The organism is Blautia sp. SC05B48 (genome assembly GCF_005848555.1).
Lineage (GTDB): Bacteria > Bacillota > Clostridia > Lachnospirales > Lachnospiraceae > Blautia_A.
The window spans coordinates 2,238,836-2,252,214 of record NZ_CP040518.1 but is presented as its reverse complement, the minus strand read 5'-3'; the positions used below and the strand labels follow the sequence as shown (position 1 = coordinate 2,252,214).

Annotated in this window: 6 protein-coding genes and 1 pseudogene; 2 read left to right on the top strand and 5 right to left on the bottom strand. The window is 45.6% G+C overall.

All coding sequences use genetic code 11. The annotated features are described in order from the left end of the window. Positions 1 to 33: 33 nt before the first annotated feature. The 3 genes from EYS05_RS10315 to EYS05_RS10305 are packed head-to-tail and all read right to left on the bottom strand — an operon-like array spanning position 34 to position 5,500. The gene (locus tag EYS05_RS10315) at positions 34 to 3,318 is read right to left on the bottom strand and encodes an AAA family ATPase (RefSeq protein ID WP_138277120.1); all 3,285 of its coding nucleotides are present in this window, start codon (positions 3,316 to 3,318) and stop codon (positions 34 to 36) included. Continuing rightward, a complete protein-coding gene (locus EYS05_RS10310) occupies positions 3,315 to 4,463 on the bottom strand; it encodes an exonuclease SbcCD subunit D (protein WP_138277119.1) in 1,149 nt (382 codons plus the stop codon). Before EYS05_RS10310 ends, EYS05_RS10315 begins: the two co-directional genes overlap by 4 nt. Then, positions 4,460 to 5,500, bottom strand: coding sequence for an aldo/keto reductase (locus EYS05_RS10305; protein WP_138277118.1), 1,041 nt, complete (start codon positions 5,498 to 5,500; stop codon positions 4,460 to 4,462). The genes EYS05_RS10310 and EYS05_RS10305 overlap by 4 nt, the downstream gene beginning before the upstream one ends. Positions 5,501 to 6,073: 573 nt before the next feature. On the opposite strand from EYS05_RS10305, the pseudogene ltrA reads away from it, so the two are divergent. Further along, positions 6,074 to 7,469, top strand: a pseudogene (gene ltrA, locus EYS05_RS10290) (group II intron reverse transcriptase/maturase). Positions 7,470 to 7,563: 94 nt separating this feature from the next. On the opposite strand, the gene EYS05_RS10285 reads toward ltrA, so the two are convergent. Next, positions 7,564 to 9,360 carry an L-fucose isomerase gene (locus tag EYS05_RS10285; RefSeq protein ID WP_015525941.1) on the bottom strand — a complete coding sequence of 599 codons (1,797 nt, stop codon included), beginning with the start codon at positions 9,358 to 9,360 and terminating at the stop codon, positions 7,564 to 7,566. A 358-nt stretch (positions 9,361 to 9,718) separates the two neighbouring features. On the opposite strand from EYS05_RS10285, the gene EYS05_RS10280 reads away from it, so the two are divergent. Beyond that, a complete protein-coding gene (locus EYS05_RS10280) occupies positions 9,719 to 10,567 on the top strand; it encodes an AraC family transcriptional regulator (protein WP_118513156.1) in 849 nt (282 codons plus the stop codon). A 612-nt stretch (positions 10,568 to 11,179) separates the two neighbouring features. Here EYS05_RS10280 and recQ read toward each other — a convergent pair. Beyond that, on the bottom strand, positions 11,180 to 13,009 hold the full coding sequence (recQ, locus tag EYS05_RS10275) for a DNA helicase RecQ (RefSeq protein ID WP_138277117.1): 1,830 nt from the start codon (positions 13,007 to 13,009) through the stop codon (positions 11,180 to 11,182). Positions 13,010 to 13,379: the final 370 nt, after the last annotated feature.

Here is a 13,379-nt window from a genome sequence, read left to right as displayed (position 1 = left end):
TTATCTTTATCTTATTTTTATCTTATTTCTGCGTTACTGTATCCGAATGCTGCTTCCCACACCTTCTCCTCCACATTGCTTGGTAACGATGATCTTATTATCAATTCGTTCCTTCAGTTCGGAGACATGGGAAATAATTCCTACCAGGCGTCTGCCGTCTGCAAGGCTGTTCAGCGCTTTTAATGCCTGCTCCAGAGACTCCTCGTCCAGAGAACCGAATCCTTCATCCACAAACATGGAATCCAGCCGGATTCCCCCGGCTGAAGCCTGGATCTCATCGGAAAGTCCCAACGCCAGGGATAAAGATGCCTGGAAGGATTCCCCACCGGACAATGTCTTTACACTTCGTTCTGTTCCGTTATAGTGATCAATGACATTCAGATCAAGACCTGCTTTTTCTTTCTGATTTTTGCTTTGTTCCTGGCGTTTCAGCTCGTACTGACCGCTGCTCATGGTCATAAGACGGAGATTGGCTCTTCGCAGGATCCGGTCAAAATATGCCATCTGGATATAAGTTTCCAGCTCGATCTTTGCCTTTCCGTTCAGTTTTCCGTTGGCTGTATCCGAAAGATTTTTCATCCAGACATATTCTTTTTCAGCCGCAGTCATTTCCGTCTGACGTACCTGCACTTTCTGATATATTTCCTCATTTCCCTTCTGAACAGAAAAAAGTGCTTTTCGTTTTTCCGAAAGCTGTGTTTTCTCTTCCCTAAAACGGCTGTACTGCTCTCTGAGCGCATCCTCATCTACTTCTCCGATTTCTTTTTTCTGCTCCTCAAAGTTTTTTACAACCGCTGTTATTCTTTCCTTTTCCGCCCGGATCTCCTGTAATTTCTGTTGAGCTCTTCTGCTGCTTTCTTTCAGCTCTTCATACAGCTTCCTCTGTGTTTTTATTTCCTGTTCCAGAGATTCTTTTCCACCTTCTCCGAGCTCATCGTTCAGCTCATCCACTTTCTGTGCTTTGTTCTTCCTCTCTGTTTCCAGACGTACGATGTCCTGTGCAGCTTCATTGATAACTCTTCCCAGTTCTTTCAGAGTCTTTTCTCTTTCTATGATCAGCTTCTCAAGATCCTGTTTCTGTTTTGCTTCTTTTTCCTTTCCCTGAACTTTTTCTGACAGGCAGCTGAGCATATCCTGTATCTGTCTTTCAAATCCTGCAGCTGTGTTGTCCGTCACTTCTCCATTTCCTGTCACCAGACTTTTCTGAATCAGTTTTCGGATCTCTTCTGCTGTTATCTGCTGCTGCTTTTTGTTTTCCACGTCTCTTGTCTGAAGACCGGCCTGTTTTCTGTCACATTGATTTTTCTCTTCCTGTAACTGAACGATCTCTGTTTCCAGCTTTTCGATCCACGTTTCTGTTTCGTTCTTCTTTTTTTTACGTTCTATTGCTATGCGAATCTCTTCCTCGCTGTCTGCCAGCTGCTTTTCACATTGGTCCTGTTTTTCTTTCAGCAAAGGGATCAGCTTTTTCCATTCCGTCTCATGTAAAAGCTCTTGTGCCTCCCTCTGGATCTGATGCCATAATGTTTTCTGGCGTTCTTTTCGTTTTCCTGCTTCCACACTCTGCGTATTTGCGTCATTCTCCAGTCTGTCCAGCTTTTGTTTCTCTCTGTCCAGGATTTCCTGATCCACAACCTGTCCTTTGGGAAGTATTCCCGGACGCGGATGCTCGAAAGAACCACATACCGGGCACGGGCAGCCCTCTTTCAGTTCCTGCGCCAGGAGCCCTGCCTGCGCGTCCAGAAAACTCTGAAACAGTTTCTGGTAAACTTCTCTCTGTTTTTGTACTTTTTCAATGGAAATCTTATATTTTTCCTGCTGCTCTTTCGTGGCATTATAAGCCCCTTGAAACTCCTTGACCAGAGCAATCAGTCCTTCTAATTCTTTCTTTTTCCGAAGCCCTTCTGTCTTTTTCGTCTCTGCTTTCTGAAGTTCCAGCTCCGCGCTGTCCAACAGCGCCTTGTCTTTCTTTTGCTGCTCCAGCTCTTCCTTCTGCTGCGTTTCTTTCCGGATGATTTCTTCCTGCCATCCATCTATCTGTTTCTGTTCTTTTTTGATCTCTTCTTCCGTCAGCAGACAGCTGTCATAGCTTCGTTTTTCACTGTCCAGTTTATTGTACTCAAACTTATATTTTTGTAGTTCTTCTCCTGCATTTGCCAGTATTGAAAGGCGTTTTTTTTCTTCCTCATCTTTTTTCTGCAAAAGCTGCTCTTCGGAAATATCCTTCTCTTTTTTTTCACTGACTGTTTCGAGCTTTCCTTCGATTGTTTCCAGCTCTTTTTTCAGCTTTTCCAGCTCCTGATATTTTTTCAGCTTTTCTTCTTTTTCACGGATCCTGATTCCAAGCTCTTCACATCTGTGATCTGCATCTTTATATTTTTCCGCTTCTTCTACTGCAAGCTGCAGAAGTGGTGTTAATTCTTCCAGATCTTTTTCCGCTTTTTTCTTTTTCAGCTCCAGATTTCGTTTCTGAGCCACGAGATTTTGTGCCTCTTCTGCTTTTCGTATATCCTGATTAAGCGAGTCTTCTTTTTCCCGGAGCTCTTTTTCCTGTGCTTCACCATATTCCAGAAACTGCTTCAGAAGTTCCAGACTCCGCTCCAGTTTTCCCTCGAATTTTATCTTTTTCAGTTCGTCAAATTCCTCTGCCTCCTGCCATGAAGCAGTCTCCGTTTTCACTCCATCCAAATACTGGGCAATACTGCGGCGCATTTCATCATATTCCTTATATCTGGCTATTGACGCATCCTTAAGTTTCATCTGAACCTGCTGATAAAGCCCTGTATGAAAGAGCTGTCGGAAGATTTCTCCTCTCTGTGTAGTTCCTGCCAGAAGTAATTTCTGAAAATCCCCCTGTGCGATCATTGCGATCTGTGTGAACTGATCATAACTCAGTCCCAGAAGCTGTTCCACTGCCGCAGTAACATCTTTTGCCTTTGTCACCGGCTGACGTTCATCCGGATAGATCAGCTGTGCCTCAGCTTTCCTAAGAGTCTGTCCGGTGCCTCTTTTTTTCGGAGCCATATATTCCGGACTCCGGCGCACGTGATAGGTTTTTCCCTGATAGGAAAAAACAAGCTCTACAAAAGTCTCTGTGAAATCTTTTGCATACTTACTCCGGAACATGGCTGATTCCCTTACTTCTCCACTGGCTCTTCCATATAACGCAAAGGTGATCGCATCAAAGATCGTGGTTTTTCCCGCTCCGGTGTCACCGGTGATCAGGTAGAGACCTCCCTCTCCAAGCTTTGAAAAATCAATCTCTGTTTTGTCCGCATAGGGCCCGAAGGCACTGATGGTCAGTTTTTCCGGTCTCATTGTTTCACCTCCTGGATCTTACGGATCAGGTCTTCGGAATATTTCCGCTGTTCTTCATTCATGGGCTGGTTATTCTGCAGTTCAAAAAATTCCTCAAAATATTCCAGCTCGGATTTCCTTTTCACCGTTTCTGTACCTGCGATCTGCTGGTTTTCTCTTGTGCGTCGGTTATCATATTCCAGTCTCATCAGATTCGGATAAATAGTACGGAGCTTCTGCATTCCATCTACGATATCTTCTTCATCTGTCAGCGTGATCTGCACATAATCCTCTGTATTTGTGTCCTGATAACTGGACAGTGATGTGATCTCCATGTATGTGCCTTTCAGTTTTCGCATATCCCGAAGAGGCTTCAGCGGAATCTCCCTGATCTTGAGATTTCCTTTTTCCAGAAGCTCCACAACTGTCACGGATTTCTGCTGTCCTGCCTCGGAAAAAGAATATTTCAAAGGCGTTCCGCAGTAACGGATGTGCTCGCTTCCCACATTCTGAGGACTGTGGATATGTCCAAGTGCCACATAGTCAAAATCCCGGAACGCATCTGCCTCCACCTGGTCGATACCTCCAACGGAAATCTCTTCAGAATCGCAGCGCATGGCACCTACCACAAACTGATGGGCGATCAATACATTTCGATGACGTTTATCAATCTCCATATGTGCAACTGCCGCCTGCACTGCCTCCTGGTAGGTACGGATCTCATCCGCCTCTTCTTCTCCTTCCAGTCCGTGCCTCACAGTTGCCGGACACACAAATGGAAGCAGATGGATCCACACTTCTCCATAGCTGTCCGTTAAACAGTACTTTTCTGTTTTTCCATCGTATACCGGGGACATGCAGATCCCGCTGCTGCTCATGATCTGTGAACCGAAAGCGATTCTTTCCGCACTGTCATGATTTCCGCTGATGGCATACACCGGGATCTTCCTTTCTGCCAACTGCGTAAGAAACCGGTCAAAAAGCTGCACGGCTTCCGCAGACGGAACCGGTCTGTCATAAAGATCCCCCGCAAGAAGAACCCCGTCCGGTGCTTCTTTATCAATGATCCTCAGGATTTCGTTCAAAATATATTTCTGATCTTCGATCATGGAAAACTCATTGACACGTTTTCCCAGGTGAAGGTCTGATAAATGGATCAGTTTCATCGATCACCTCCTGCACTCACCCAGCCTCCGAACAGTTCCGGTGCAAGGTCGATCTCACAGGCATCCAGCACATCTTTTAGCTGTGAAGGATTGCTGACGCCGGTTACAGGTACAGTCTGGAATGGCTGATGGAAAAAGTATGCCAGAGACAGGGACTGCAGGCTGTGGCCGGTTTCTTTCTGCAGCTTTAACAGCTTCAGATATGTGCGAAGGTTTGTCTCGTTCCAGTAGGATTTTTTCATGCTTTCTGAAAGACCTGTGATCTGTGATTCTTTCTCCCGCATCCAGGATTCATCCATCTCTGCTTCTGTAAAGTAAAGCCCCATTTTCTGAAGTTTTGAAAAAAATCCCATTGCAGTGGAAGAAAACGGAACGGCAGCAGCGCCTATCTCACAGTGCCACTGATATTCTTCTCTGGAAAATTCCACAAGTGTAGGATCAGGATTTGTGTTTCCTCCGGGATTGATTTCTGCAAGACTCCACTGATTGGATACTGCTGTGATCCCTGAAAGATTTCGTTCTCTCAGACACCGGGCAATTTCTTTCAGCCTCTCTGTGCGGTAATTGGAAAATCCATAATAACGGATCCTGCCTTCTTTTTTCAATTCTTCCAGAATATCCACGATTTCCTCCGCCGGTTTCTTCGGATCGTCTCTGTGAAGCCAGTAAAAATCTATCTCATCTTTTCCCAGTGTACGGCAGCTCTCATCCAGATCCATGCGGATATCTTCTTTGTTCACTCTGCTGCGGCCCGGATCCTCAAAGGAATAGTGCGCGCCCTTCGTTGCCACAATAACTTTTCCCTGCATGCCACTCTCTTTCAGCCATTTTCCTATGATCTGCTCACTGCAGTTTCCATGTCCTTTTAGCCATTTGCAATAGACATTTGCCGTATCAATAAAATTTCCACCTGCGCGTACAAATGCGTTCAGAATCTCAAAGCTTTTTTCCAGGTCTGATTTATCTCCAAATCCTGCTGTTCCGAGACAGATGGGACTGATATTCAGATCTGTGTTGTTCAGCTGTATATATTTCATCTCCGTAACCTCCCGTGTTCATATATATCTTTTTCTATTATAACTTTTTTCCTTAGATCCGAACAGTATATTTCCCAACTATCCATACGCCATAGCACAAAAAAATCCTCCGGCACATACATGCCGGAGGATTTGATAGTGCGCCCGGCGGCGCACGTTTCTAACGGGTTAAAGTCCCGAATCCGCCCGGTAGTGGGAAGGATATAGCCGAAGGCAAGGGTGTCCATCGTGAGACGGAATCCGAAGGAAGCCGGATGTGGGAACAGACTAACCACGGGCAAATCTCTGGTCTGACGAACAGAAATCTCATATAAGGTTATGCATGAGGGTAAGGCTGCTATCCAAGTCAAAGCCCAATAACTACACGGAATCATGCGTGATAAATAAGGCAGATGGATGGAGAGGAAGAAACGTGTGGTACCCGGGGAGGTCTGTGCGGTATGCTCCGAAAGGAGTAACCACTGTACAAAGCAGTGCTGAACGCACAGAAGTCAGCAGAGGTCATAGTAGCCGAAAGGTGAAGGACCGAATCAGTAGGAGTCTTGAGTATGACTGGGAAAGGAGGAATGACTGATGATGACAGAAAACACAAAAAGTGGCTGTTCGCAAAGAGATAGTGCGGAACATGAAGGGTATGCGAAAGCGTCAAGGTCATTCAATCGGATATGGAAAGAAAGAGACAGTGCACAGCCGAAACTCTTGGAAGCGATACTGTACAAAGATAATCTAAACAGAGCGTATAAAAGAGTGAAGGCGAATAAAGGAGCGGCAGGTATTGATGGAATGAGTATCGAAGAAACCCTGCCATATCTAAAGGAACATCAACAGGAACTGAAAAACCGGATACTCAGAGGAAAATATACTCCATCTCCGGTAAGGCGGGTTGAAATTCCAAAACCAGACGGTGGTGTGCGAAAGCTTGGCATACCAACGGTGATAGACCGTACCATCCAACAGGCAATAACCCAACAGTTAGTGCCAATCTATGAACCGCTGTTTGCAGATGGTAGCTTTGGCTATCGTCCGGGCAGAAGCGCCAAAGACGCAATACTTAAAGTGAAGGAGTATGCAGAAAAAGGATACACTTATGCAGTATCCTTAGATTTATCGAAATACTTTGATACACTTAACCATGAAATCCTTATTAACTTACTGCGCAAGACCGTAAAGGACGAACGGGTGGTACAGTTGATTAAGCGTTATCTGAAAAGTGGGGTAATGGAGAATGGAGTGGTGATGGAAACAGAGGAAGGTTCGCCACAAGGAGGAAACCTATCCCCATTACTGGCGAATATCTACCTTAATGAGTTTGACCAGGAGTTTGTAAAGAGAGGAGTCCCATGTATCCGATATGCAGATGACATTGTGCTCCTTGCGAAGAGCAAACGGGCATCGGAGAGACTTCTGGAAAGCAGTACGAAATATCTGGAAGAGAAGCTGAAACTTACAGTCAACAGAGAGAAAAGCCGTACTGTCAGCGTGTTTGCAATCCGAAATTTTAAGTTTCTTGGCTTTGCATTGGGAAGGAATGGGAACGGTATCTACGTTCGCGTTCATCCAAAGTCATGGAAGAAGTTTAAGTCGAGACTGAAAGAGTTATCTTCCCGTAAGTCTGTACAGTCAATCAAACCAAGCCTTGAGAAAATCAAGGTATATGCAAGAGGATGGCTGAACTATTACGGAATAGCAAGCATGAAAAAACAATATTGAAGACATCAACGGATGGCTCTATCACAGAATACGCATGTGTATATGGAAACAGTGGAAACTTCCAAGAACAAAGAAAAGAAATCTGATAAAGATGGGAGTACACGAATACTATGCGAACATGGCAGCAAACTGCCGGAGAGGACACTGGTATTGTGCGAATCTGACAACAGTTAAGAAAGCCATGACAAAAGAAAGACTGATAAACGGTGGCTTTTATGATTTAGCCACAGCCTATCAGTCTGTGCACATCAACTATTGAAACCGCCGTGTACCGAACGGTACGCACGGTGGTGTGAGAGGACGGGAGCTAATCACTCCCTCCTACTCGATTTCCGTTATCTTAACAATATGATTTATTTGTAAAGTGGTCCATAATTCTTGCAAGCGCGGAAGTCTGCACCCTCTTTTTCCATACCGAATGCGTTCCAAGCTGCCGGACGATAGATATCCTTCTCAGGAACGTTGTGCATGGATACCGGGATTCTCAGCATAGAGCACATTGTGATCAGGTCTGCACCGATGTGTCCGTAGGAGATCGCACCGTGGTTAGCACCCCAGTTGTTCATTACATCATAAGCTGTTTTGAACGGTCCCTCTTTGCCATCACATCTTGGAGCGAACCATGTACATGGCCATGTGTAGTCTGTACGTTTCCAGAGCTTGTCAGATACCTCTTCCGGAAGGGCTACTGTCCATCCCTCTGCGATCTGAAGAACCGGTCCAAGACCTTTTACAAGGTTCAGACGAATCATAGTTGCAGGCATCTGAGCACGAGTCTCATAACGGCTGGAGTATCCGCCTCCACGGAAGTATCCGTTGTCGGCCATACACCACTCTGTGTTGTCCATGATTGCTTTCTGGTCTGCCTCTGTAACATCCCACCACTGTTTCATAACTGGTGTTCCGTCAGCCTCTTTAGCCTGTCCGTTAGCATCCAGGCAAGCAGCACCGGAGTTGATCAGATGAAGGAATCCGCCAGCTTCTTTGGCAACACCCTCAAGGTCATATCCTGTAGCTTTCTTAACTGCCTCCGGGCTCCAGTATGTACGAACATCAGCGAAGATCTGAGCACGTCCTGTAAGGAGTTTCATGAACAGCATTCCAAGTCCGTTAAGAACATCGTTCTCTGTAGCAAGAATATACGGCTCACGAGCGCCATTCCAGTCGAAGGATGTGTTCAGCATAGCCTCTGCGAAGTCACCGTTCGGGTAGAAGTCTGTCCACTGTCTCTGGCCCTGGAATCCAGCTGCAAGAGCATTGTGTCCGATTGCTTCCTCGGAGAATTCCGGAGCAAGATTATCACAGCCGTTCATCAGCTCTTTGATGATAACTGCCATCTTAACAACAAACTCGAACTGCTCCTCTTTCTTCTCTGGTGAGAACTGAAGCTCTTCCGGGTTCTTGTCCCAGCCGATCTTGCAGGTCTCTTTTGCCCATTTGAGAGCTTTCTCAAACTCTTCGTGATCGTAGATACCCTCTGTCATACGACGGATGATCTCTACCTCATCAACAGACTCAACTCTCATTCCGAGATAGGACTCGATGAAATCAGAATCGATAATGGATCCGCCGATACCCATTGTAACAGAACCGATCTGCAGGTAGGATTTACCTCTCATGGATGCAGCTGCAACTGCTGCGCGGCCGAATCTTAACAGTTTCTCTTTAACATCTTCCGGAATGGATGTGTCGTCAGCTTCCTGAACGTCATGTCCGTAGATACCGAATGCCGGAAGACCCTTCTGTGCATGTGTAGCAAGAACGGATGCCAGATATACAGCACCAGGTCTCTCTGTTCCGTTGAATCCCCATACAGCCTTGATGGTCTGTGGATCCATATCCATAGTCTCAGCTCCGTAGCACCAGCATGGTGTAACTGTAAGAGTAATATCTACACCCTCTTTACGGAATTTATCCGCACATGCAGCGCTCTCACCAACTCGTCCGATGGTGGTATCAGCAATAACAACTTTTACAGGCTCACCATTTGAATATTTCAGGTTCTCCTCGAAAAGCTTTGCTGCGGATTTGGCCATGTTCATAGTCTGGTCTTCCAGAGATCCTCTTACATCGAGGGCTCCTCTACGTCCGTCGATGGTTGGTCTGATACCGATAACCGGATAGCTGCCTACTAATCTGCTCTTTGCCATAGTAACAATTACCTCCTAAATTTATATTCACTATTATAACTTACAGGTTTTTCAGGTTCTGACAACATTACTGTTCACTCCGTTCTCAGCAACACGCTTCGCGATGCACCGAATCTATGCTGATCGCATAAATCCGCACGGTATGTCTCAGGTTTTCTGTGGCCTTCGCTCACAAAAAACACCTCGCAGAATATTACCAATGAACAGTAACCCGACACCCCCTGTCCGAACTATGCTTTTATTATACGATTGCATCTTTTAAATTACTTGTGTTATAATAGCAAAAAACAGTACAATATTCACTTTTTCGTATGAGTTCCTAAAAAATCTATAAAATTTAAGAAAGAAGGGTTGTATTTTGCACGATCTTGGAAGAAATGAGGACAGACTTCGAGGTACCTATGAATTTCCTTTTGAATTCCACCACATTGACAGCAGCCATCCACGCTATGTCATGTCCTACCACTGGCATGTGGAATGTGAAATCATGCGTGTATTACAGGGCACTCTCACCGTCACTTTAGACGAAAAAAGTTTTACAGCCAAAGCCGGAGATGTAATTTTTGTCAATAGTGGAGTTCTGCATTCCGGAATTCCTCAGGATTGTATCTATCAGTGCATTGTTTTTGATATGAACATGTTTCTGAAATTTAATTCCGTCTGCACAGAATATATGCAGAAGATCAGCCACCAGGAGCTGCTGATCTATCACCATTTCACTGAAAAGCAGCCTGATATCCGGAGAGCAGTGAACTCTCTTTTTGATTCTTTCTGGCAGAGGAAGCCAGGATATGAGCTGGTTGTATTTGGACAATTTTACCACTTTTTCGGATTGGTTTTTGGTAATCATTACTACCTGGAAAGCCTGCGGAAAACCAGACGAGATTACAAGCGCATTGTCCAGCTGAAGCAGGTCGTAGAATTTATTGAAAAGAACTATGCCAGCCCCATTACCCTGCAGGAGCTTTCCGCTTCGGTTTCCATGTCTCCCAAATATTTCTGCCGGTTCTTTTCCGAGATGACTCATCAGACACCAATGGATTACCTCAACCGCCAGAGGATCGAACAGGCCTGCTGCCAGCTGGCTACCACCGATGATTCCATCACGGAGATCGCCTACCGGAATGGCTTTAATGATCTGAGCTACTTTATCCGTACCTTCAAAAAGTACAAGGGAATCACCCCCGGCAAATATAAAAGACGCTGAAATATTTTTCACGTCCTAATGGTACATACCTGAGCATTACATGACAAAAAGCAGGATCTCGCACATATTGCGGATATCCTGCTTTTTGAGGATGGGCTGTTGTATGTAAATACAGTTTTTTCGGCCTGGCGGAGAACAGTCATGCCGGAACGGATTCCCGTTTTGCAGACGGGCTATGTTCATGTCTTTATGAATACATGCTACTCTTCTGTATAAGAAAAAAAGCCGGCAGGGCAGATTTTCTGCATGAAAAAGCCGACGCAGATCGTGAAGAAGTCTGATCTCTGTTCACTCAGTGACCAGCACCTGATTATGTCTTAATTGAAAGCGGATACGATCACCCACCTCACTGCTTGCTTCTGACCGACGGATATCTCACACAGTCGGTCCATCTACTCGAAGGGATTCCACTGCTGCATAGAACTCTGCTTGCGAAATGCCTGTACGCTGCACCGGAACGTGCAGCAGAAATATGATACAGTTAAAAACGATCCGGCCGCACTATAGCCGCCGGATGTTTCCTGCTTGTCTTATTCTAACAAATGCCTCTTTAAAATGCAAGAAATTTCAGAACATTTCGCTCTTCATTTTCCGACGGCAAAAGTCTCTTTCCTACAGATTTTTCACCGCGTCTATAAACCTTTTTCCGTATTTTTCGTACTTGTGCCTGCCGACTCCTGTCACATTCAGCATTTCCTCCTCGTTTCCAGGCTTCAGAATACACATATGGATAAGGGTTTTGTCGGAAAAGACCATATAAGGGGGAATTTTTTCCTCTCTGGCGATCTCCAGGCGAAGAGCACGGAGCTTCTGAAAAAGGGGCTCATCCTGTTCTCCCAGATCACCGACTGCAGATTTCGGAAGTCTGCTCCGTTTCTCTTTTTTCTTCAGCTCCTGCTCTTTTGGCATTTTCATTGTGAGGATATGCCCATCTTCCAGAAATGACCTGGAAGCGGCGGTCAGCTTCACAATAGTATATCCGTCATCCGTCAGATGAAGATATTCCTTCAGTACCAGATAATTAAAGATCTGCCGCAGCCGGTGTGCCGGGATCTTTGCACAGACTCCATATTCCGGATTTCCATCCATCTCATACTGCCGGATCTTCGCCGTAGATGCACCACGCAGAGTATCCAGGATCACATTCACCCCGTATCTCTGACCACTGCTTTCCACGCACCGGATCATTGCCCTGGCCTCCCGGCTCACATCCTGCTCTTCAAACTCAGTCTGGCAGTTCAGGCAGTTTCCACAGTAGCTTTTTCCGTATTCCCCAAAATATTTCAGGATGTACTCACGCAGACAATCATGGGTAAAGCAGTAAAAGGTCATCTTCTTCAGTCTCTCCTGATCACGTTCCCGGACAAGGCGCCAGGCTGCCGCATCCATTTCCTGGTTATCCTGTCCTCTCTCGATAAGATACTGATTGGTAACCACATCCTTCCCGCTGTAAAGCAGGATACATTCCGCAGGATCGCCGTCACGGCCCGCACGGCCTGCTTCCTGATAATAGCCTTCCATGTTCTTCGGCATATTATAATGAATGACATAGCGCACATCAGACTTGTCAATCCCCATTCCAAATGCATTGGTGGCTACCATCACACGACAGCGGTCATAAATAAAATCATCCTGATTGTTCCGGCGTTCCTCATCAGAAAGTCCTGCATGATATCTGGTGGCCGTAATGCCGTCACGGATCAGCTTTCCGCAGACCTCCTCCACCAGCTTTCTGGTGAGACAGTAGATGATTCCACTGTCGTCCGGATGCTCCAGTATGTAATCGTGTACTTCCTTATATTTATCTTTCGGTGTTTTCACTGCAAAATAAAGGTTTTCCCGGTCAAATCCTGTGGTTGTGCAAAAGGGATCCTGAAGTCCCAGAAGTCTTGCAATATCCTCCCTGACCTCCTTCGTGGCTGTAGCTGTAAATGCACTGATTACCGGTCTTTTTGGAAGCTGTGCCACAAACTCTGCAATCTTCAGATAGCTTGGCCGAAAATCCTGTCCCCACTGTGATACACAATGTGACTCATCCACTGCGATCATGGAAATATCCGCACTCAGCGCAAAATCCAGAAACGCCTCTGTGGTAAGCCTCTCCGGTGCTACATAGATGATCGGATATCGTCCTGCCTTTGCATAGCGTAAGGCTGTGAAATACTGCCCCTGCGTCAGAGAGCTGTTGAGGTATGCTGCTGAGATACCGGCCTGGTTCAGGCTTCTCACCTGATCCTTCATAAGGGATATCAATGGTGATATCACCAGCGTGATCCCCTTCATCATCAGTGCCGGTACCTGATAGCAGATCGATTTTCCTGCGCCGGTTGGCATCACTGCCAGAACATCTTTTCCTTCAAGAAGCGCATCGATCACTGCTTCCTGCCCTTCTCTGAAAGTATCATACCCGAAGTGGGTCTTTAAAAGTTCCTGTTTCGTCATAAATCGACATGATCCTTTCTGTTACGTTCCCACCGGAACTGTAACGCTTCTCTTTTTCATTGTCGAATCGCTGCTGTTTTCCGAATATATTATTTTAACATATTTACAGATAAATTGCCAATTGATACAAAAAAATCACAAAGCACGCTCTCCCTGTTTTTCCTGTTATAATGCTATAAGAGAAAGAATCTGTTTATACTGTCCCACAGCAGAGGACCATAAATTCACGGAGTACCCGGTTCTCTGTTCAGTAACAGCCGGAATGCTCATAAAAAAAGGGGGTTTGTTATGTGTAAAAGAAAAATAAAAACCATCGAAGCAATTTTTTTCCTGATACTTTTTTCCGTTATTGTGCTCCTGCTTCCCCAGG